The 20,597-nt window shown below is 64.8% G+C and carries 21 protein-coding genes; all 21 read right to left on the bottom strand.

What is annotated here, in order from left to right:
* Positions 1-185 precede the first annotated feature (185 nt).
* Complete coding sequence (gene rpsN, locus PG878_RS04315) at positions 186-491, bottom strand: 30S ribosomal protein S14 (protein WP_010341607.1); 306 nt, start codon at positions 489-491, stop codon at positions 186-188.
* A 107-nt stretch (positions 492-598) separates the two neighbouring features.
* Positions 599-1,141 (bottom strand): 50S ribosomal protein L5, encoded by a 543-nt coding sequence (rplE, locus tag PG878_RS04310; protein ID WP_010341606.1) that lies wholly within the window; start codon positions 1,139-1,141, stop codon positions 599-601.
* An 11-nt stretch (positions 1,142-1,152) separates the two neighbouring features.
* Positions 1,153-1,470 (bottom strand): 50S ribosomal protein L24, encoded by a 318-nt coding sequence (gene rplX / locus PG878_RS04305; protein WP_010341604.1) that lies wholly within the window; start codon positions 1,468-1,470, stop codon positions 1,153-1,155.
* Positions 1,471-1,485: 15 nt separating this feature from the next.
* Positions 1,486-1,854 (bottom strand): 50S ribosomal protein L14, encoded by a 369-nt coding sequence (rplN, locus tag PG878_RS04300; protein WP_003486699.1) that lies wholly within the window; start codon positions 1,852-1,854, stop codon positions 1,486-1,488.
* Positions 1,855-1,868: 14 nt separating this feature from the next.
* Complete coding sequence (gene rpsQ, locus PG878_RS04295; protein ID WP_010341599.1) at positions 1,869-2,138, bottom strand: 30S ribosomal protein S17; 270 nt, start codon at positions 2,136-2,138, stop codon at positions 1,869-1,871.
* Between the two features lie 11 nt (positions 2,139-2,149).
* Positions 2,150-2,335, bottom strand: coding sequence for a 50S ribosomal protein L29 (gene rpmC / locus PG878_RS04290; protein ID WP_010341597.1), 186 nt, complete (start codon positions 2,333-2,335; stop codon positions 2,150-2,152).
* A complete protein-coding gene (rplP, locus tag PG878_RS04285) occupies positions 2,335-2,748 on the bottom strand; it encodes a 50S ribosomal protein L16 (RefSeq protein ID WP_003470657.1) in 414 nt (137 codons plus the stop codon). The genes rpmC and rplP overlap by 1 nt, the downstream gene beginning before the upstream one ends.
* A 5-nt stretch (positions 2,749-2,753) precedes the next feature.
* Positions 2,754-3,488 (bottom strand): 30S ribosomal protein S3, encoded by a 735-nt coding sequence (gene rpsC, locus PG878_RS04280; protein WP_010341595.1) that lies wholly within the window; start codon positions 3,486-3,488, stop codon positions 2,754-2,756.
* A 17-nt stretch (positions 3,489-3,505) separates the two neighbouring features.
* On the bottom strand, positions 3,506-3,841 hold the full coding sequence (gene rplV / locus PG878_RS04275; RefSeq protein ID WP_003470663.1) for a 50S ribosomal protein L22: 336 nt from the start codon (positions 3,839-3,841) through the stop codon (positions 3,506-3,508).
* A 12-nt stretch (positions 3,842-3,853) separates the two neighbouring features.
* Positions 3,854-4,123 (bottom strand): 30S ribosomal protein S19, encoded by a 270-nt coding sequence (gene rpsS / locus PG878_RS04270; RefSeq protein WP_010341594.1) that lies wholly within the window; start codon positions 4,121-4,123, stop codon positions 3,854-3,856.
* A 6-nt stretch (positions 4,124-4,129) separates the two neighbouring features.
* The gene (gene rplB / locus PG878_RS04265) at positions 4,130-4,957 is read right to left on the bottom strand and encodes a 50S ribosomal protein L2 (RefSeq protein ID WP_010341593.1); all 828 of its coding nucleotides are present in this window, start codon (positions 4,955-4,957) and stop codon (positions 4,130-4,132) included.
* Between the two features lie 10 nt (positions 4,958-4,967).
* A complete protein-coding gene (gene rplW / locus PG878_RS04260; RefSeq protein WP_010341592.1) occupies positions 4,968-5,267 on the bottom strand; it encodes a 50S ribosomal protein L23 in 300 nt (99 codons plus the stop codon).
* Positions 5,264-5,869, bottom strand: a complete 606-nt coding sequence (gene rplD / locus PG878_RS04255; RefSeq protein ID WP_010341591.1) for a 50S ribosomal protein L4 — start codon at positions 5,867-5,869, stop codon at positions 5,264-5,266. Before rplD ends, rplW begins: the two co-directional genes overlap by 4 nt.
* Positions 5,870-5,881: 12 nt before the next feature.
* Positions 5,882-6,532 carry a 50S ribosomal protein L3 gene (rplC, locus tag PG878_RS04250; protein ID WP_010341590.1) on the bottom strand — a complete coding sequence of 217 codons (651 nt, stop codon included), beginning with the start codon at positions 6,530-6,532 and terminating at the stop codon, positions 5,882-5,884.
* A gap of 11 nt (positions 6,533-6,543) precedes the next feature.
* Entirely contained in the window at positions 6,544-6,855 is a 312-nt protein-coding gene (rpsJ, locus tag PG878_RS04245; RefSeq protein ID WP_010341589.1) for a 30S ribosomal protein S10, read from the bottom strand.
* A gap of 472 nt (positions 6,856-7,327) precedes the next feature.
* Entirely contained in the window at positions 7,328-8,518 is a 1,191-nt protein-coding gene (tuf, locus tag PG878_RS04240) for an elongation factor Tu (protein ID WP_048490041.1), read from the bottom strand.
* Positions 8,519-8,608: 90 nt separating this feature from the next.
* A complete protein-coding gene (gene fusA / locus PG878_RS04235; RefSeq protein WP_010341333.1) occupies positions 8,609-10,699 on the bottom strand; it encodes an elongation factor G in 2,091 nt (696 codons plus the stop codon).
* A 138-nt stretch (positions 10,700-10,837) separates the two neighbouring features.
* Positions 10,838-11,305, bottom strand: a complete 468-nt coding sequence (gene rpsG / locus PG878_RS04230) for a 30S ribosomal protein S7 (protein ID WP_010341334.1) — start codon at positions 11,303-11,305, stop codon at positions 10,838-10,840.
* A 12-nt stretch (positions 11,306-11,317) separates the two neighbouring features.
* Complete coding sequence (rpsL, locus tag PG878_RS04225) at positions 11,318-11,692, bottom strand: 30S ribosomal protein S12 (protein WP_003469157.1); 375 nt, start codon at positions 11,690-11,692, stop codon at positions 11,318-11,320.
* Between the two features lie 228 nt (positions 11,693-11,920).
* Positions 11,921-16,138: a DNA-directed RNA polymerase subunit beta' gene (gene rpoC / locus PG878_RS04220; protein WP_209031943.1), complete on the bottom strand. Its 4,218-nt coding sequence runs from the start codon at positions 16,136-16,138 to the stop codon at positions 11,921-11,923.
* Between the two features lie 130 nt (positions 16,139-16,268).
* A complete protein-coding gene (rpoB, locus tag PG878_RS04215; protein WP_017908393.1) occupies positions 16,269-20,420 on the bottom strand; it encodes a DNA-directed RNA polymerase subunit beta in 4,152 nt (1,383 codons plus the stop codon).
* Positions 20,421-20,597 lie beyond the last annotated feature (177 nt).

The raw sequence follows: 20,597 nt of genomic DNA, 5'->3' as shown, positions 1-20,597 counted from the left end.
GCTGGGGGTGAAGCGCGCAGCCGCCGGAGGAACCCGCGGCGGCTGCCATACCCGTCCCTGCCGCGAGGCAAGGAGCGGGAGTATACGACAAAAAGTCCGACTTGCGTCGGACTCGTTGTCTGAACGACACACGGGCGACTAGACCGCCCTGCCCGGCCCCGCGGACGGGACCGGCGCCGCTGGAATTACCAGCTGGCCTTGCGCAGGCCCGGAACGTCGCCGTTCATGGTCGCCTTGCGCAGCATGTTGCGGCCCAGGCCGAACTTGCCGTACACGCCACGCGGGCGGCCGGACAGCTCGCAACGGGTGCGCTGGCGGCTCGGCGACGAATCGCGCGGCAGCTTCTGCAGCTTGGTCACAGCCTCGGCCTTCTCGTCGTACGAGGCGGTGCCGGAGGCGATGATCTTCTTCAGCGCATCACGCTTGTCGGCGAACTTCTTCGCCAGCTTCTTGCGCTTGATGTCGCGGTTGACCATGGAGGTCTTTGCCATCTGTAAATCCTCGGGATTCGAGAGTGGGGATTTGAGATCCGCGGAACCCGGGGTGGCGGGCATGCGCCCTTCCATCCCGAATCCCGAATCCCCAATCCCGGCGTCAATCAGTTACGGAACGGGAACTTGAACGCTTCGAGCAACGCCTTGGCTTCGGCGTCGGTCTTGGCGGTGGTGGTGATGGCGATATCCATACCGCGGATCGCGTCGACGGCGTCGAAGTCGATTTCCGGGAAGATGATCTGCTCCTTCACGCCCATGTTGAAGTTGCCGCGGCCGTCGAACGAACGCCCCGAGACACCGCGGAAGTCGCGCACGCGCGGCAGCGAGATGTTGATCAGGCGGTCCAGGAACTCGTACATCTTGGCGCGACGCAGCGTGGTCTTGCAGCCGATCGGCCAGCCATCGCGGATCTTGAACGAGGCCACCGAGATGCGCGACTTGGTCACCACCGGCTTCTGGCCGGAGACCTTGGCCATGTCGGCAACGGCGTTTTCCAGGATCTTCTTGTTCGTCGCCGCCTCGCCCACGCCCATGTTCAGCGTGACCTTGACCAGCTTCGGCACTTCCATCGGATTGGTGTAACCGAACTTCTTCATCAGAGCCGGTACCACTTCTTCCTTGTAGATCTTTTCGAGACGGGAAGTCATTGTGTCATTCCTCAGGCGTCGAGCGCCTCACCGCTGGAGCGGAACACACGCAGTTTGCGTCCATCCTCCAGCACCTTGAAGCCAACGCGGTCGCCCTTGCCCGTGGCCGGGTTGAGGATCGCAACGTTGGAAATATGGATCGACGCTTCGCGCTCGACCACGCCGCCGGCGACGCCCGCCTGCGGGTTCGGCTTGGTGTGGCGCTTGACGATGTTCGCGTTGGAGACGACCACGCGGTCGCCGTCGACGCGGACGACTTCGCCCTGCTTGCCCTTGTCCTTGCCGGTGGTGACGACGACCTGGTCGCCCTTCTTGATACGGTTAGCCATGTGTATGTCCTCCGCTCACAGCACTTCGGGAGCGAGCGAGACGATCTTCATGAACTTCTCGGAACGCAGCTCGCGGGTCACAGGCCCGAAGATGCGCGTACCGATCGGCTCCTGCTTGTTGTTGAGCAACACCGCGGCGTTGCCATCGAAGCGGATCAACGAACCGTCCGGACGACGCACGCCCTTGCGGGTACGCACGACGACGGCGTCGTAGACTTCGCCCTTCTTGACCTTGCCGCGCGGGATCGCGTCCTTGACGGTGACCTTGATGATGTCGCCAATGTGCGCGTAGCGGCGCTTGGAGCCGCCGAGCACCTTGATGCACATCACTTCCTTGGCACCGGAATTGTCGGCGACGTCGAGGTAGCTCTGCATCTGGATCATGATTCAGATCTCCCTTATTCGGCCGCGCGGGTGACGATTTCCACCACCCGCCAGTTCTTGGTCTTGGACATCGGCGCAATCTCGGTCACGCGCACGACATCGCCTTCGTTGCAGGCGTTGTCGGCGTCGTGGGCGTGGAGCTTGGTCGAGCGCTTGATGTACTTGCCGTACAGCGCATGCTTGACCTGACGCTCCACCAGCACGGTGACGGTCTTGTCCATCTTGTTGCTGACCACACGGCCTTCGACCGTGCGCAGCGTCTTGCTTTCGTTATTGTCGCTCATCGCGGCCATCCTTACTTCGTGCTGCCGAGCAGGTGCTTGACGCGAGCGATCTCGCGGCGCACCCGGCGGGTTTCGTGAGTCTTCGGCAGCTGCCCGGTGACCTGCTGCATGCGCAGGGCGAACTGCTCCTTGCGCAGATCGGTCAGGTGGGCCTTCAGATCGTCGGCCGACTTCTCGCGGAGTTGTTTGATGTCCATCAGCGTACCGTCCGGGTCACGAAGGTGGTGGTCACCGAAAGCTTGGCAGCGGCCAGGCGGAACGCCTCGCGCGCGACATCTTCGCCGACGCCTTCGATTTCATAGATCATGCGACCGGGCTGGATCTGCGCGACCCAGTACTCGACGTTACCCTTACCGGAGCCCATTCGCACTTCGATCGGCTTCTTGGTGATCGGCTTGTCCGGGAACACGCGGATCCACATCTTGCCGCCGCGCTTGACGTAGCGGCTGATCGAGCGGCGCGCCGCTTCGATCTGGCGCGCGGTCAGCTGACCGTGCGCCGTGGCCTTCAGCCCGTACTCGCCGAAGCTGACGGCGTTTCCGCTCCACGCCAGGCCGTCGTTACGACCCTTGTGCATCTTGCGGTATTTGGTTCGCTTGGGTTGCAACATTGCCGTTACCTCGCTTCACGGGCCGGACGCGACGGACGGTCGCCACGGTCGCCGCGATCGTTACGATCGTTGCGCGGGGAATCGTCCTGCTTTTCCTGGCCAACCTGGGAGAAATCGAAGATCTCGCCCTTGTAGATCCAGACCTTGATGCCGATGATGCCGTAGGTCGTCTTGGCTTCGGCGAAGCCGTAGTCGATGTCGGCACGCAGCGTGTGCAGCGGCACGCGGCCTTCGCGGTACCACTCGGAACGGGCGATTTCCGCACCGTTCAGACGGCCGGCGACGTTGACCTTGATGCCCAGGGCACCCAGGCGCATCGCGTTGCCGACCGAGCGCTTCATCGCGCGGCGGAACATGATGCGACGCTCCAGCTGCTGCGCGATCGACTCGGCGACCAGCTGCGCGTCCAGCTCCGGCTTGCGCACTTCGGTGACGTTGATGTGGGCGGGGACGCCCATCATCTCGCTCACTTCCTTGCGCAGCTTCTCGATGTCCTCACCGCGCTTGCCGATCACCACGCCCGGGCGGGCGGTGTGGATCGTCACGCGCGCGGTCTTGGCCGGACGCTCGATCAGGATCTTGCTGATGCCCGCCTGCGCCAGCTTCTTGCGCAGCATTTCGCGGACCTTGAGGTCGGCTGCCAGGTAACCGGCGAACTCGGCCTTGTTGGCGTACCACTTGGAATTCCAGTCCTTGGCGATACCCAGGCGGATTCCGATCGGATGAACTTTATGACCCATCGTCTTTTCCTTTCCGCTTACTTGGCGGCGCCCACAACCACAGTGATGTGGCTGGTGCGCTTGAGGATGCGGGTACCGCGGCCTTTCGCCCGCGCCATGAAACGCTTCAGGGTCGGACCTTCATCAACCATGATGGTCTTGACCTTCAGCTCGTCGACATCCGCGCCTTGATTGTTCTCGGCATTGGCGATCGCCGACTCCACCACCTTCTTGATCAGGTGGGCAGCCTTCTTGTCCGAGAACTTCAGCAGGTTGACCGCCCGCTCGGCGGAAAGACCACGGACCTGGTCGGCGACCAGGCGGGCCTTCTGCGGGGAGATGCGCGCGGTGCGCAGGATTGCTTTCGCTTCCATCGTCATCTCTCCTTACCGGCCCGACTTCTTGTCGCCACCGTGACCCTTGAAGGTCCGGGTGACGGCAAATTCGCCGAGCTTGTGGCCGACCATGTTCTCGTTGACCAGCACCGGAACGTGGTTCTTGCCGTTATGCACGGCGATGGTGAAACCCACCATCTCCGGCAGGATCATCGAGCGACGCGACCAGGTCTTGATCGGACGCTTGCTACCGGCCGCGGCCTCCACCTTCTTGACGAGGTGGTGATCGACGAACGGGCCCTTCTTGAGTGAACGTGCCATGGTCGATTAGCCCCTACGATCGCGGACGATGAATTGTTCGGTGCGCTTGTTATGGCGCGTCTTGTAACCCTTGGTCGGAACACCCCACGGGGTGACCGGATGCGGATTACCCTGACCGGCCTTCGCCTCGCCACCACCGTGCGGGTGGTCGACCGGGTTCATGGCCGCACCGCGAACGGTCGGACGCACGCCGCGCCAGCGCTTCGCGCCCGCCTTGCCCAGCTTCTCGAGGTTGTGCTCGTCGTTGCCGACTTCGCCGATGGTGGCGCGGCACTCGGACGGCACCTTGCGCATTTCGCCGGAGCGCAGACGCAGGGTGGCGTAGATGCCTTCACGCGCGACCAGCTGCACCGCGGCGCCGGCGGCACGCGCAATCTGCGCGCCCTTGCCCGGCTTCAGCTCGATCCCGTGGACGGTGGTACCGACCGGGATGTTGCGCAGCGGCAGGGTGTTGCCGGTCTTGATCGGCGCATCCGAACCCGCGATCACCTGGTCGCCGGCCTTCAGGCCCTTCGGCGCGATGATGTAGCGGCGCTCGCCGTCGGCGTAGCACAGCAGGGCGATATGGGCGGTGCGGTTGGGATCGTATTCGATCCGCTCCACGCGCGCCGGGATACCTTCCTTGTTGCGCTTGAAGTCGATGACGCGGTAGTGCTGCTTGTGGCCACCGCCGACGTGGCGGGTGGTGATGCGGCCGTGGTGGTTACGACCACCGGACTTGCTCTGCTTTTCCACCAGTGCAGCGTGCGGGGCGCCCTTGTGCAGATCGGGCGTGACCACGCGCACGGCCGAACGACGGCCTGCGGAGGTGGGCTTGAATTTCATCAATGGCATGGGATGTACCTCAGGCCTTGGCCGTTACGTCGATGGACTGGCCTTCGGCCAGACGCACGTACGCCTTGCGCCAATCGCCGCGACGACCGCTGCGCGAACGGAAGGACTTGTTCTTGCCCTTGACGTTCAACACGTTGACCGACTCGACCTTGACGTCGAACAGCTGCTCGACCGCGGCCTTGACATCGGCCTTGGTGGCTTCGTTCGAAATCTCGAAGACGTACTGATTGGAGAGTTCCTGCAGGCGCGCGGTCTTTTCGGAGACACGCGGAGCGCGCAGCACGCTGAAGATTTTTTCGTTGCTGCTCATGCCAGCCACTCCTCGACCTTCTTGACCGCATCGGCGGTGATCACGACCGTGTCGGCCCCGACCAGCGACACCGGATCCAGGCCCTGCACGTCGCGCACTTCCACGTAGGGAAGGTTGCGGGCGGACAGGTACAGATGCTCGGACGCTTCTTCGGTCACGATCAGCGGACGCTTGCCCACTTCCAGACCCTTCAGCTTCTCGACCAGGCCCTTGGTCTTGCTGGCCTCGACGTCGAACGCGTCGACGACCATCAGGCGGCCCTGGCGGTTCAGTTCCGAGAGGATCGCGCAGATGGCCGCGCGGTACATCTTGCGGTTGACCTTCTGCTCGAAGCTGCGCGGCTTGGCCGCGAAGGTCACGCCACCGCCGACGAAGATCGGAGCGGTCAGCGCGCCGTGGCGAGCGCCACCGCCCTTCTGCTTCTTCGACTTCTTGGTGGTGCCATTGACTTCCGAACGCGTCTTCTGCGCCTTGGTGCCGGCGCGGCCGGCGTTGCGATAGGCGACGACGACCTGGTGAACCAGATCCTCGCTGAAATCGCGGCCGAACACGGCGTCGGAGACCGAGACCTTGTTGTTGCTACCCGTGATAACGAGTTCCATCGTCATCTCTCCTTATGCCTTGCTAGCCGGACGCACGATCACGTCGCCACCGGCAGCGCCAGGCACAGCGCCGCGGATGGCGATCAGGCCACGCTCGACGTCGACCTTGACCACTTCCAGATTCTGCGTGCTCTGCTGCACCGCGCCCATGTGGCCGGACATCTTCTTGCCCGGGAAAACGCGACCCGGGGTCTGGCGCTGACCCAGCGAACCCGGCGCGCGATGCGACAGCGAGTTACCGTGGGTGGCATCGCCCATGCGGAAGTTGTGCCGCTTGATGGTGCCCTGGAAGCCCTTGCCCTTGGTGACGCCCTGGACGTCGACCTTCTGGCCGACGGCGAAGATGTCCGCCTTGATTTCGCCGCCGACGGCGAACTCGCCCAGCTGCGCGTCCTCGACGCGGAACTCCCACAGGCCGCGACCCGCTTCGACCTTCGCCTTGGCGAAATGGCCGGACGCCGGCTTGTTGACCAGCGCGGCGCGACGGGCGCCCACGGTGATCTGCACGGCGCTGTAGCCGTCGGCTTCGACGGTCTTGAGCTGGGTGATGCGGTTCGGGGTCGCTTCGATCAGGGTGACCGGGATGGAGCGGCCGTCTTCGGTGAAGACGCGGCTCATGCCGGCCTTGCGGCCCACGAAGCCCAACGAATACTTCTTCGTCATGGTCGTAGTCCTCAGGTCAACTTGATCTGGACATCGACGCCAGCCGCGAGTTCGAGCTTCATCAGCGCGTCCACGGTCTTGTCGTTGGGGTCGACGATGTCGAGCACGCGCTTGTGCGTGCGGGTCTCGTACTGGTCACGCGCGTCCTTGTCGACGTGCGGGGAAACGAGGATGGTGTAGCGTTCGATCTTGGTCGGCAGCGGGATCGGGCCACGCACTTGCGCGCCGGTCCGCTTGGCCGTCTCGACGATCTCGCTGGCCGAACGGTCGATCAAACGATGATCGAACGCCTTCAGCCGAATCCGGATCTTTTGGTCCGCCATGACGGTGGGTTCCTTCGTTAAAAGAGCGACGGGCAAGGCCTCTGGGATACCTGCCCCGGTTGTTTCCTGATGTCGTACCGCAGAGCATCCGGCTCGGCGGGGGCATTCCTCCGCCCCAAAAACTGGGGCAGACCAGTCGACCCGGCCTGCCCAGACGGAAAAGTATAATGCGCAGCTAGAGCAGCGTCAACAACCCGGGGCTGTTGAGTGCTCCATGCGACGCGACCTTCCCGGTCCTGCGAACACGAGCGGCGTCCTGCCTCTCTTTTCGCTGTCTTGCCGGCGCCCTACCCAGGAACGCCGAGCCGCGCATTATAGCGACGACTTCACGCCTCCGCAACACCACGGCGCAGCAAATCGCAAGATTTCTGCTGACCCGAAACGACGAAGGGCCGGCGTGCGCCGACCCTTCGCGATGCCGGCGACCGCAGTCGCCGGCGATTCCACCGGCGGCCTCGGCCGCCGGAGGGCATTACTTGATGATCTTGGCCACCACGCCGGCGCCGACGGTACGGCCGCCTTCGCGGATCGCGAAGCGCAGGCCTTCGTCCATCGCCACCGGGTTGATCAGCGTCACCACCATCTTGACGTTGTCGCCCGGCATCACCATTTCCACGCCTTCCGGCAGCTGCACCGCACCGGTGATGTCGGTGGTGCGGAAGTAGAACTGCGGACGGTAGCCCTTGAAGAACGGGGTGTGACGGCCACCCTCGTCCTTCGACAGCACGTACACTTCGGCTTCGAAGTCGGTGTGCGGCTTGATCGAACCCGGCTTGCACAGCACCTGGCCGCGCTCCACGTCGTCACGCTTGGTGCCGCGCAGCAGCAGGCCCGCGTTGTCGCCCGCCTGACCCTGATCCAGCAGCTTGCGGAACATTTCCACGCCGGTCACGGTGGTCTTCTGCGTCGCACGGATGCCGACGATTTCGATTTCGTCGCCCACCTTGATGATGCCGCGCTCGATACGGCCGGTCACCACGGTGCCGCGGCCCGAGATCGAGAACACGTCTTCCACCGGCATCAGGAACGGCTTGTCCACGTCGCGCTGCGGCTCCGGGATGAACGAGTCCAGCGCGTCCACCAGCTTCAGGATCGCCGGCACGCCGATCTCGCTCTGGTCGCCTTCCAGCGCCAGGCGGGCCGAACCGTGGATGATCGGGGTGTCGTCGCCCGGGAAGTCGTACTTGCTCAGCAGCTCGCGCACTTCCATCTCGACCAGCTCGAGCAGCTCGGCGTCGTCGACCATGTCGGCCTTGTTCAGGAACACCACGATGTGCGGCACGCCGACCTGGCGCGACAGCAGGATGTGCTCGCGGGTCTGCGGCATCGGGCCGTCAGCGGCCGAGCACACCAGGATCGCGCCATCCATCTGCGCCGCACCGGTGATCATGTTCTTGACGTAGTCCGCGTGACCCGGGCAATCCACGTGCGCGTAGTGGCGCGTCGGGGATTCGTATTCCACGTGGGCGGTCGAGATCGTGATGCCGCGCGCCTTCTCTTCCGGCGCCGCGTCGATCGCGTCGTACGCCTTGAACTCGCCGCCGAAGCGCTCTGCGCCGATCTTGGTCAGCGCCGCGGTCAGCGTGGTCTTGCCGTGGTCGACGTGACCGATGGTGCCGACGTTGACGTGCGGCTTGGTGCGCTCGAACTTACCCTTTGCCATGTCTTCTCTACCTCGTGATTCGTATTGGGGGACGAGAGAGCGGGATGCGGCGCGGACCGGGTCCGCGGCACGCATCCCGTCGCTCTAATCTCAGTTCTTCTTGATGACCGAGTCGGCGATGTTGGCCGGCGCTTCGGCGTAGTGGTCGAACTCCATCGAGAAGGTGGCGCGACCCTGCGACATCGAGCGCAGCGTGGTGGCGTAGCCGAACATTTCGCCCAGCGGCACCATCGCGTTGATCACCTTGCCCGACGGACTGTCGTCCTGACCCTGCAGGATGCCGCGACGACGGCTCACGTCGCCCATCACGTCGCCCAGGTAATCCTCCGGGGTGACGATCTCGACCTTCATGATCGGCTCCAGCAGCACCGGATTGGCCTTGTTGAAGCCTTCCTTGAAGCCCATCGAGCCGGCGATCTTGAACGCCATTTCCGAGGAGTCGACGTCGTGGTACGAACCGTCGATCAGGCGCACCTTGACGTCCACGATCGGGTAGCCGGCCATCACGCCGTTGGCCACCGCTTCCTGGATGCCCTTGTCCACCGCCGGGATGTATTCCTTCGGCACCACGCCGCCGACGATCGCGTTCTCGAAGGTGTAGCCCTGGCCGCGTTCCTGCGGCTCGATCTCGAGCACGACGTGACCGTACTGGCCCTTACCGCCGGACTGACGCACGAACTTGCCTTCCTGCTTGACCGCCTTGCGGATGGTCTCGCGGTAGGCCACCTGCGGCTTGCCGACGTTGGCTTCGACGTTGAACTCGCGCTTCATGCGGTCGACGATGATTTCCAGGTGCAGCTCGCCCATGCCGCGGATGATGGTCTGGCCGGACTCTTCGTCGGTGTTGACGCGGAACGAGGGATCTTCCTGCGCCAGACGGCTCAGCGCGATGCCCATCTTTTCCTGGTCGGACTTGGTCTTCGGCTCGACCGCCATCGAGATCACCGGCTCCGGGAACACCATGCGCTCCAGGGTGATGATGTGGTCCTGCGCGCACAGCGTGTCGCCGGTGGTGACGTCCTTCAGGCCCACCGCCGCGGCGATGTCGCCCGCGCGCACTTCCTTGATCTCTTCGCGGTTGTTGGAGTGCATCTGCAGGATGCGGCCCACGCGCTCCTTCTTCGACTTGACCGGGTTGTACACCTGGTCGCCGGAGTTCAGCGTGCCCGAGTAGACGCGGAAGAAGGTCAGCGAGCCGACGAACGGGTCGGTCATGATCTTGAACGCCAGCGCCGAGAACGGGGCGTTGTCGGTGGCCGGACGGCTGTCTTCCTTCTCGTCCTCGTCGATGCCCTTGACCGGCGGACGGTCGCTGGGCGACGGCAGCAACTGGATCACGCCGTCGAGCATGGCCTGCACGCCCTTGTTCTTGAACGCGGTGCCGCAGTACACCGGCACCACTTCCACCTTCAGGGTGCGCTCGCGCAGACCGCCCAGGATCTCGGCCTCGGACAGGTCGCCCTCGTTGAGGTACTTGTCCATCAGGTCTTCGTTGGCTTCGGCCGCGGCCTCGACCATGAACGCGCGCGCTTCGGTGGCCTTGTCGACCAGATGCGCGGGGATGTCGCGGTATTCGAACACGGTGCCCTGCGAGGCGGTATCCCAGTGGATCGCCTTCATCTTGACCAGGTCGACCACGCCCTCGAAGCCGTCTTCGGCGCCGATCGGCACCTGCATCGGCACCGGGTAGGCGCCCAGGCGGGCCTTCAGCTGCTCGACGACCTTGTCGAAGTTGGCGCCGGTGCGGTCCATCTTGTTGACGAACGCCAGACGCGGCACCGCGTACTTGTTGGCCTGACGCCACACGGTCTCGGACTGCGGCTGCACGCCACCGACCGCGCACAGCACGAACACCGCGCCGTCGAGCACGCGCAGCGAACGCTCGACTTCGATGGTGAAGTCCACGTGCCCGGGGGTGTCGATGATGTTGAAGCGGTGCTGCGGCATGGACTTGTCCATACCGGTCCAGAACGCGGTGGTGGCCGCGGAGGTGATCGTGATGCCACGCTCCTGCTCCTGCTCCATCCAGTCCATCGTCGCGGCACCGTCATGCACCTCGCCGATCTTGTGGCTGACGCCGGTGTAGAACAGGATGCGTTCGGAGGTGGTGGTCTTGCCGGCATCGATGTGAGCCATGATGCCGAAGTTGCGGTAACGCTCGATGGGAGTGGTACGGGCCACAGGGAGCCTCTCAAATTTCTTGGATTTCGGATGGCCGAACGCCGCCTTGCGGCGGCCTTCGGATTTGTGCCACGCGCAACGGCGCGGCTAGCGGCACTCAGATGGTGCCAGCGGGCCCCGTTTCCAAGGCCCGGAAGGTCACCAGCGGTAGTGCGCGAACGCCTTGTTCGCTTCCGCCATGCGGTGAGTCTCTTCGCGCTTCTTGATGGCGCCGCCACGGTTTTCCGAGGCGTCGACCAGCTCGGCCGCGAGCTTGCGCGGCATCGAGTTCTCGCCGCGCTTGCGCGCGGAGTCGATCAGCCAGCGCATCGCCAGCGCCATGCGACGGGAGGAACGCACCTCGACCGGCACCTGGTAGGTGGCACCGCCGACGCGGCGGGACTTGACTTCGACCGCCGGAGCGACGTTGTCCAGCGCCTTCTGCACCAGCTCGATGGCGTTGGGGTTCTTCTCGCCGATCACGTCCATCGCGCCGTACACGATCTTTTCGGCGACCGACTTCTTGCCGCTCAGCATCACCATGTTGATGAAGCGGGCGATGGTTTCGCTCCCGTGCTTGGGATCCGGGAGAACGGCGCGCTGCGGCGTATTACCTTTACGAGACATGTGTACTTTCCCTTAGCTCTTCGGGCGCTTGGCGCCGTACTTGGAACGACCCTGGCGACGCTTGGCAACGCCGGCGGCGTCTAGCGAACCGCGCACGGTGTGGTAGCGCACGCCTGGCAGATCCTTGACGCGGCCGCCGCGGATCAGGACCACGGAGTGCTCCTGCAGGTTGTGGCCTTCGCCGCCGATGTAGCTGATGACCTCTTCCTGGTTGGTCAGGCGCACCTTGGCGACCTTGCGCAGGGCCGAGTTCGGCTTCTTCGGGGTGGTGGTGTACACGCGCGTGCAGACGCCACGGCGCTGCGGGCACTTGTCCAGCGCCGGAGAGGCGCTCTTGTAGGTAGTCGCCTGCCGCGGCTTGCGGACCAGCTGGTTGATCGTCGCCATCAGTGGATTCTTCTGATTGAGGCCGTCGGGCCTGGATGCGTGAAAACGAAGGCAGGCCGAAGGACGGCCTGCCGAGACAGGAAAGTATAGCGGGCAAGTCAAAGCGCCGTCAACACAACGGAATTTTTACTTGCTGGCCCATCCGGGGCCGGAATACGGGGCGCTTCCGCTGCGCCCCCTTTCGCGTGGTAGACCGGCCCCGCATGCGGGACCGGTCCGGCGTGCTGCTTACTCTTCGCTGCCGGCCGCCGCCGGGGCGGAGGTCTCGACCGCCGGCTCGGCGCTGCCGCCGGACAGGGTCTGCATCTCCGACTCGGTCAGGCCGCTGGCGTTGCGGCGGCGCGTGTTGTGGTACGCCAGGCCGGTACCGGCCGGGATCAGGCGACCCACGATCACGTTTTCCTTCAGGCCGCGCAGCGTGTCGCTGGTGCCGCGGACCGCCGCCTCGGTGAGGACGCGGGTGGTCTCCTGGAACGACGCGGCCGAGATGAACGACTCGGTCGCCAGCGACGCCTTGGTGATGCCCAGCAGCACCGGCTCGTACTTCGCCGGCAGCTCGTTACGGGTCACCAGGCGGGCGTTCTCCTCGATGACGCGCTGGCGCTCGGCCTGCTCGCCGTTGAGGAACTTGCTGTTGCCCTGGTCGGTGATCTCGACCTTGCGCAGCATCTGCCGGGTGATGACCTCGATGTGCTTGTCGTTGATCTTCACGCCCTGCAGGCGGTACACGTCCTGGATTTCCTTGACCAGGTACGCGGCCAGCGGCTCGACGCCCAGCAGACGCAGGATGTCCTGCGGGCTCGGCTCGCCGTCCACCACGGTTTCGCCCTTGGCCACGTGCTCGCCTTCGAACACGATGATCTGGCGGTACTTCGGGATCAGCTCTTCGTGCTCCGACCCGTCGGTGTCCTTGATGATCAGGCGCTGCTTGCCCTTTGTGTCCTTGCCGAAGCTGATGATGCCCGAACGCTCGGCCAGGATCGCCGGATCCTTCGGCTTGCGCGCTTCGAACAGGTCGGCCACGCGCGGCAGACCACCGGTGATGTCGCGGGTCTTGGACGCTTCCTGCGGGATCTTGGCGACCACGTCGCCCACGCCGACCGGCGCGCCGTCCTGCAGGTTGACGATCGAGCGCGGCGGCAGCAGGTACTGCGCCGGCAGATCGGTGCCCGGGATGGTCAGGTCGTTGCCCTTGGCGTCGACGATGCGCACGATCGGGCGCAGGTCCTTGGCCTGGGTACCGCGACGCTTCGGATCGGTGATCTCGCGCGAGGCCAGGCCGGTCAGTTCGTCGGTCTTCTCGATGACGGTGACGCCGTCGATGAAGTCGATGAAGCGGATGAAACCGGCCACTTCCGACACGATCGGGTGGTTGTGCGGATCCCAGTTCGCCACCGACTGGCCGGCCTTGACCGCATCACCGTCCTTGGCGGTGATGGTGGCGCCGTACGGCAGCTTGTAGCGCTCGCGCTCGCGGCCGTGGCCGTCGAGCACCGACAGTTCGCCCGAACGCGACACCGCCACCAGCGAGCCGTTGGCATGCTCGACCGACTTGAGGTTGTTGAACTTGATCGAACCGGTGGTCTTGACCGTGATGTTGTCCACCGCCGCCGCACGCGAGGCCGCGCCGCCGATGTGGAAGGTACGCATGGTCAGCTGGGTACCCGGCTCGCCGATCGACTGCGCGGCGATGACGCCCACCGCTTCGCCGATGTTGACCAGGTGGCCACGGGCCAGGTCGCGGCCGTAGCAGCGCGCGCACACGCCGAACGCCGATTCGCAGGTGATCGTCGAGCGGACCTTGACCGACTGCACGCCGGCCTCTTCCAGCTTGGCCACCCACTGCTCGTCGAGCAGGGTGTTGCGGGTGACGATCGGATCCTCGTCGTTGCCCGGCAGGAACACGTCCTCGGCCACCACACGGCCGAGCACGCGGTCGCGCAACGGCTCGACCACGTCGCCGCCTTCCACGATCGGGGTCATGGTCAGGCCGTCGGTGGTGCCGCAATCCGGCTCGGTGATGACCACGTCCTGCGCCACGTCGACCAGGCGACGGGTCAGGTAACCGGAGTTGGCGGTCTTCAGCGCGGTATCGGCCAGACCCTTACGGGCACCGTGGGTGGAGTTGAAGTACTCCTGCACGTTCAGGCCTTCGCGGAAGTTCGCCTTGATCGGCGTCTCGATGATCGAGCCGTCCGGGCGGGCCATCAGGCCGCGCATGCCGGCCAGCTGACGGATCTGCGCCTGCGAACCACGCGCGCCGGAGTCGGCCATGATGTACAGCGAGTTCATCGACTTCTGGTCGATGGTCTCGCCCTTGGCGTTGACCACCTTCTCGGTGCCGATGGTGTCCATCATCGCCTTGGCGATGCGCTCGTTGGTGCGCGACCAGATGTCCACGACCTTGTTGTAGCGCTCGCCGGCGGTGACCAGACCGGACTGGTACTGCTCCTGGATTTCCAGCACTTCCTGCTCGGCTTCGCCGAGGATGCCCCTCTTCTCCGACGGGATCAGCATGTCGTCGATGCCGATCGACACGCCAGCGCGGGTGGCGTAGGCGAAGCCGGTGTACATCAGCTTGTCGGCGAACACCACGCTGTCCTTCAGACCCAGCTGGCGGTAGCTGGAGTTGATCAGGCGGCTGATGTTCTTCTTGGTCAGCTCGGTGTTGGCCAGCGCGAACGGCAGGCCTTCCGGCAGGATCTCGGCCAGCAGCGCGCGCCCGATCGTGGTGTCCACGATCGAGGTCTTCTTGCTGCGGTTGCCTTCTTCGTCGATCACCGTCTCGGTGATGCGGACCTTGACCTTGGCGTGCAGTTCGACCGCACGGTTGTCGTAGGCGCGCTTCACTTCGGCGATGTTAGCGAACACCATGCCCTCGCCCTTCTTGTTCTCCAGGGCGCGGCTCATGTAGTACAGACCCAGCACCACGTCCTGCGACGGCACGATGATCGGCTCGCCGTTGGCCGGCGACAGGATGTTGTTGGTGGACATCATCAGCGCGCGCGCTTCCAGCTGCGCTTCCAGCGACAGCGGCACGTGCACGGCCATCTGGTCACCGTCGAAGTCGGCGTTGAACGCGGTGCAGACCAGCGGGTGCAGCTGGATCGCCTTGCCTTCGATCAGCACCGGCTCGAACGCCTGGATGCCCAGGCGGTGCAGGGTCGGCGCACGGTTCAGCAGCACCGGGTGCTCGCGGATCACCTCTTCCAGGATGTCCCAGACTTCGGCTTCTTCGCGCTCGACCAGCTTCTTGGCGGCCTTGATGGTGGTGGCCAGGCCGCGACGCTGCAGCTTGGCGAACACGAACGGCTTGAACAGCTCCAGCGCCATCTTCTTCGGCAGGCCGCACTCGTGCAGGCGCAGGGTCGGGCCGACCACGATGACCGAACGGCCGGAGTAGTCCACGCGCTTGCCGAGCAGGTTCTGGCGGAACCGGCCCTGCTTGCCCTTGATCATGTCGGCCAGCGACTTCAGCGGGCGCTTGTTGGTGCCGGTGATGGCGCGGCCGCGACGGCCGTTGTCCAGCAGCGCATCGACCGATTCCTGCAGCATGCGCTTTTCGTTGCGCACGATGATGTCCGGCGCGTTCAGTTCGAGCAGGCGGCGCAGGCGGTTGTTGCGGTTGATGACGCGGCGATACAGGTCGTTCAGATCGGAGGTCGCGAAGCGGCCACCGTCCAGCGGCACCAGCGGACGCAGATCCGGCGGCAGCACCGGCAGCACGGTCATCACCATCCACTCCGGACGGTTGCCGGACTCGATGAAGGCCTCGATCAGCTTGATGCGCTTGGTCAGGCGCTTGAGCTTGGTTTCCGAACCGGTGCTGGCGATCTCTTCGCGCAGGCGGGTCATTTCCGACTGCAGGTCGATGGTGCGCAGCAGTTCGTACACGGCCTCGGCGCCCATGGCGGCGTCGAAGTCGTCGCCGTGCTCCTGGCGCGCGGTCAGGTACTGCTCTTCGGTCAGCAGCTGGCGGCGCTCCAGGGCGGTCAGGCCCGGCTCGGTCACCACGTAGGCTTCGAAGTACAGCACGCGCTCGATGTCGCGCAGGGTCATGTCCAGCATCAGGCCGATGCGCGACGGCAGCGACTTCAGGAACCAGATGTGCGCGACCGGCGAAGCCAGGTCGATGTGGCCCATGCGCTCGCGACGCACCTTGGCCAGGGTCACTTCGGTGCCGCACTTCTCGCAGACCACGCCGCGGTGCTTCATGCGCTTGTACTTGCCGCACAGGCACTCGTAGTCCTTGATCGGGCCGAAGATGGCGGCGCAGAACAGGCCGTCGCGCTCGGGCTTGAAGGTCCGGTAGTTGATGGTTTCCGGCTTCTTCACTTCGCCGAAGGACCAGGAACGGATCAGGTCCGGCGAGGCCAGCGCGATCTTGATCGCGTCGAAGTCCAGCGTCTGGCGCTGCTGGTTGAAGAGGTTGAGCAGGTCTTTCATTTGATTTCTCCGGGAATCGGGAATAGCGAATAGGGAATCGTTGGAAGCGGAGAGGCGGGACAGGAAACGCCGGCGGCCTGTGGGCACGCGCCCGGGCGGTTTCCTAGTCCCGACTCCTCATTCCCTGCCCTCAGTCTTCCAGTTCCATGTTGATCGCCAGCGAGCGGATTTCCTTCACCAGCACGTTGAAGGACTCCGGCATGCCGGCGACCATCTCGTGCTCGCCGTCGACGATGTTCTTGTACATCTGGTTGCGGCCCTGCACGTCGTCGGACTTCACCGTCAGCATTTCCTGCAGGGTGTAGGCCGCGCCGTAGGCTTCCAGCGCCCAGACTTCCATTTCGCCGAAGCGCTGGCCGCCGAACTGCGCCTTGCCGCCCAGCGGCTGCTGGGTGACCAGCGAGTACGGGCCGGTGGAGCGCGCGTGCATCTTGTCGTCGACCAGGTGGTTCAGCTTCAGCATGTGCATGTAGCCGACCGTGGTGTGGCGATCGAACGCCTCGCCGGTGCGGCCGTCGTACAGCTGGGTCTGGCCGCTGATCGGCAGGTCGGCGAGTTCGAGCATGTGCTTGATCTCGGCTTCGGTCGCACCGTCGAACACCGGGGTGGCCATCGGCACGCCGTCGGTCAGGTTCTTCGACAACGCCAGCAGCTCCGCGTCGCTGAACTGGTCCAGATCCACACGGTCCTCGCCCAGCTTCTGGTCGTGGTTGTAGATCTGCGCCAGGAACTTGCGCAGGTCGGCGACCTTGGCCTGGGCCTCGAGCATGTTCTGGATCTTGCGACCCAGGCCCTTGGCGGCCCAGCCCAGGTGCACTTCCAGCACCTGACCGATGTTCATACGCGACGGCACGCCCAGCGGGTTCAGCACGATGTCCACGGTCTCGCCGTTGGCCATGTACGGCATGTCCTCGATCGGCTGGATCATCGACACGACACCCTTGTTGCCGTGGCGACCGGCCATCTTGTCGCCGGGCTGGATGCGGCGCTTCACCGCCAGGAACACCTTGACCATCTTCAGCACGCCCGGGGCGAGGTCGTCGCCGGCGGTGATCTTGCCGCGCTTGTCGGCGAAGCGACGCTCGAACTCCTTCTCGTGCGCCTGGATCTGCTTCTGCGCGCGCTCGATCGCCTCGGAGGCATCCTCGTCCTTCATGCGCAGCGCGAACCAGTCGGACTTCTTCAGGCCGTCCAGGTAGGCGTCGCTGATGGTGTCGCCCTTCTTCAGGTTCGGACCGCCGTTGGCGACCTTGCCGATCAGCTGGCCACGCAGACGCGCGTAGATCGCGCTCTCGAGGATGCGGAACTGGTCGTCGAAGTCCTTCTTGACCCGCTTGATCTCGTTTTCCTCGATCTGGCGGGCGCGCTTGTCCTTCTCGATGCCATCACGGGTGAACACCTGCACGTCGATGACGGTGCCGTCCATGCCCGGCGGCACGCGCAGCGAGCTGTCCTTCACGTCCGAGGCCTTCTCGCCGAAGATCGCGCGCAGCAGCTTCTCTTCCGGGGTCAGCTGGCTCTCGCCCTTCGGCGTGACCTTGCCGACCATGATGTCGCCGGCGCGCACTTCCGCACCGATGTACACCACGCCGCTCTCGTCCAGACGGTTCAGCGCCTGCTCGGACACGTTGGGGATGTCGGCGGAGATTTCCTCCGGTCCCAGCTTGGTGTCGCGCGCCACGCAGGTCAGCTCTTCGATGTGGATCGTGGTGTAGCGATCCTCTTCCACCACGCGCTCGGAGAGCAGGATGGAGTCTTCGAAGTTGTAGCCGTTCCACGGCATGAACGCGATCAGCATGTTCTGGCCCAGGGCCAGCTCGCCGATGTCGGTCGAGGGGCCGTCGGCCAGCACGTCGCCGCGCGCGATCACGTCGCCCACGTTGACCAGCGGACGCTGGTTGATGCAGGTGTTCTGGTTGGAGCGCGTGTACTTGATCAGGTTGTAGATGTCGACGCCGGCGTCGGTGCCGCCGCCGATCTCGGCTTCGTTGACCTTGACCACGATGCGGCCGGCGTCGATCTGCTCGATCACGCCGCCACGGCGCGCGTTCACGGTCACGCCCGAGTCGCGCGCCACCGCGCGCTCGATGCCGGTACCGACCAGCGGCTTCTGCGCACGCAGCGTCGGCACGGCCTGGCGCTGCATGTTCGCGCCCATCAGTGCGCGGTTGGCGTCGTCGTGCTCCAGGAACGGCACCAGCGCCGCCGCGATCGACACGGTCTGCATCGGCGACACGTCCATGAAGTGCACTTCCGCCGGCGGCTTCAGCAGCGACTCGCCCTGGTAGCGGCACGGCACGAACTGCTCGGTCAGGCGGCTCTTGGCGTCGTGCAGCGCGTTGGCCTGGGCGATGACGTATTCGTTCTCTTCGATCGCCGACAGGTATTCGACCTCGTCGGTGATCTGGCCGTCCACGACCTTACGGTACGGCGTCTCGAGGAAGCCGTACTGGTTGGTGCGGGCGTACACCGCCAGCGAGTTGATCAGGCCGATGTTCGGGCCTTCCGGGGTTTCGATGGTGCAGACGCGGCCGTAGTGGGTCGGATGCACGTCGCGCACTTCGAAGCCGGCGCGCTCGCGGGTCAGGCCGCCCGGACCCAGCGCGGAGACGCGACGCTTGTGCGTCACTTCCGACAGCGGGTTGTTCTGGTCCATGAACTGCGACAGCTGCGAGGAGCCGAAGAACTCCTTGATCGCGGCGGCCACCGGCTTGGCGTTGATCAGTTCCTGCGGGGTCAGGCCTTCGGACTCGGCCATCGACAGGCGCTCCTTGACCGCGCGCTCGACGCGGACCAGGCCCACGCGGAACACGTTCTCGGCCATTTCGCCGACCGAGCGCACGCGACGGTTGCCCAGGTGGTCGATGTCGTCGACCACGCCGCGGCCGTTGCGGATCTCGGTCAGGACCTTGATCACGTCCAGGATGTCGGAGCTGTCGGCGTGCTCGGCGACCAGGCGCTTGGACTCTTCGTCGTTGCGCTCGCCGAAGTACTTCTTGTCGTACAGCACCGACTCGCCGGTGACTTCCTTGCGGCCGACACGGCGGTTGAACTTCATGCGGCCGACCGTGGACAGGTCGTAGCGCTCGAAGGTGAAAAACAGGTTGTGGAACAGGTTCTGCGCGGCGTCCTTGGTCGGCGGCTCGCCCGGACGCATCATGCGGTAGATCTCGACCAGCGCCTCGAGCTGGGTCTTGGTCGGATCGATGCGCAGGGTGTTGGACAGGTACGGACCGCGATCCAGGTCGTTGACCCACAGCGTGCCCACGGCGTCGACGCCGGCCTTGCGGAACGCGGTCAGCTGATCTTCGCTGATCTCGTCGTTGGCGCTGGCCAGCAGTTCGCCGGTCGAGGCATCGACCACGTCGTGCGACAGGATGCGGCCGACCAGGTACTCGTCGGGCACGGCCAGCGCGGCGATGCCGGAGGCCTCGAGCTGCTTGACGTGGCGCGCGGTGATGCGCTTGCCGGCTTCGACGATGACCTTGTCGCCGTCGGCCAGGTCGAAGTTCAGCGTCTCGCCGCGCAGGCGCTCGGGCACCAGCTCCAGTTGCACGCCTTCCTTCGGGTCGATGTGGAAGGTGTTGATCTCGAAGAACTCGGACAGCATCTCCTCGTTCGAGTAGCCGAGCGCGCGCAGCAGGATCGACACCGGCAGCTTGCGGCGGCGGTCGATACGGGTGAACAGCGCGTCCTTCGGGTCGAACTCGAAGTCCAGCCAGGAGCCGCGGTACGGAATGATGCGGGCGCTGTACAGCAGCTTGCCCGAGCTGTGGGTCTTGCCGCGGTCGTGGTCGAAGAACACGCCCGGCGAACGGTGCAGCTGCGAGACGATGACGCGCTCGGTGCCGTTGACGATGAAGGTACCGTTGTCGGTCATCAGCGGGATTTCGCCGAGGTAGACCTCCTGCTCCTTGACGTACTTGATCGCCTTGGTCGAGGACTCGCGGTCGTAGATCACCAGGCGCACGGTCACGCGCAGCGGCGCGCCGTAGCTCATGCCGCGCTGGCGGCATTCACGCTCGTCGAACACCGGTTCGCCGAGCTTGTAGCCGACGTACTCCAGCGCCGCGTTGCCGCTGTAGCTGGAGATCGGGAACACCGATTTCAGGGCCGCGTGCAGGCCGTGGTCCGAACGCTTGTTCGGGTCGGTGTTCTCCTGCAGGAACTCGCGGTAGGAATCCACCTGGATGGCGAGCAGGAACGGCACTTCGAGGATCGAGCGCTGCTTGCCGAAGTCCTTGCGGATACGCTTCTTTTCGGTGAACGAATAAGACGTCATGAGGTATCACCTTGGCTGATGCGGGCCACGCGTCCGCGGCCCTGAGTGAACATAAATTGTCAGTTGGAAGTCGCTGGTATTGCCGGCACCAGCACGCCTTCTCCCGCTACTTCCAACTACCAACTCGGTGGTGAAGCGGGGAATGGGGAATGGAGAAATGGGAATCGTGGGGCGCAC

The organism is Xanthomonas hawaiiensis (assembly GCF_031834635.1).
In the GTDB taxonomy this organism is placed as follows: domain Bacteria; phylum Pseudomonadota; class Gammaproteobacteria; order Xanthomonadales; family Xanthomonadaceae; genus Xanthomonas_A; species Xanthomonas_A sacchari.
This window is presented reverse-complemented; position numbering and strand designations above follow the sequence as displayed.

Coding starts and splice junctions, on each gene's coding strand:
- rplD (WP_010341591.1), bottom strand. CDS start 5,869: ATGGAACTCGTTATCACGGGTAGCAACAACAAGGTCTCGGTCTCCGAC.
- rplN (WP_003486699.1), bottom strand. CDS start 1,854: ATGATCCAGATGCAGAGCTACCTCGACGTCGCCGACAATTCCGGTGCC.
- rplB (WP_010341593.1), bottom strand. CDS start 4,957: ATGCCATTGATGAAATTCAAGCCCACCTCCGCAGGCCGTCGTTCGGCC.
- tuf (WP_048490041.1), bottom strand. CDS start 8,518: ATGGCAAAGGGTAAGTTCGAGCGCACCAAGCCGCACGTCAACGTCGGC.
- rplX (WP_010341604.1), bottom strand. CDS start 1,470: ATGGCTAACCGTATCAAGAAGGGCGACCAGGTCGTCGTCACCACCGGC.
- rpsJ (WP_010341589.1), bottom strand. CDS start 6,855: ATGGCGGACCAAAAGATCCGGATTCGGCTGAAGGCGTTCGATCATCGT.
- rpsG (WP_010341334.1), bottom strand. CDS start 11,305: ATGTCTCGTAAAGGTAATACGCCGCAGCGCGCCGTTCTCCCGGATCCC.
- rpoC (WP_209031943.1), bottom strand. CDS start 16,138: ATGAAAGACCTGCTCAACCTCTTCAACCAGCAGCGCCAGACGCTGGAC.
- rpsC (WP_010341595.1), bottom strand. CDS start 3,488: ATGGGTCATAAAGTTCATCCGATCGGAATCCGCCTGGGTATCGCCAAG.
- rplP (WP_003470657.1), bottom strand. CDS start 2,748: ATGTTGCAACCCAAGCGAACCAAATACCGCAAGATGCACAAGGGTCGT.
- rplV (WP_003470663.1), bottom strand. CDS start 3,841: ATGGAAGCGAAAGCAATCCTGCGCACCGCGCGCATCTCCCCGCAGAAG.
- rpsQ (WP_010341599.1), bottom strand. CDS start 2,138: ATGAGCGACAATAACGAAAGCAAGACGCTGCGCACGGTCGAAGGCCGT.
- rplE (WP_010341606.1), bottom strand. CDS start 1,141: ATGACTTCCCGTCTCGAAAAGATCTACAAGGAAGAAGTGGTACCGGCT.
- rpsS (WP_010341594.1), bottom strand. CDS start 4,123: ATGGCACGTTCACTCAAGAAGGGCCCGTTCGTCGATCACCACCTCGTC.
- rpoB (WP_017908393.1), bottom strand. CDS start 20,420: ATGACGTCTTATTCGTTCACCGAAAAGAAGCGTATCCGCAAGGACTTC.
- rpmC (WP_010341597.1), bottom strand. CDS start 2,335: ATGGACATCAAACAACTCCGCGAGAAGTCGGCCGACGATCTGAAGGCC.
- rplC (WP_010341590.1), bottom strand. CDS start 6,532: ATGACGAAGAAGTATTCGTTGGGCTTCGTGGGCCGCAAGGCCGGCATG.
- rpsL (WP_003469157.1), bottom strand. CDS start 11,692: ATGGCGACGATCAACCAGCTGGTCCGCAAGCCGCGGCAGGCGACTACC.
- rpsN (WP_010341607.1), bottom strand. CDS start 491: ATGGCAAAGACCTCCATGGTCAACCGCGACATCAAGCGCAAGAAGCTG.
- rplW (WP_010341592.1), bottom strand. CDS start 5,267: ATGAGCAGCAACGAAAAAATCTTCAGCGTGCTGCGCGCTCCGCGTGTC.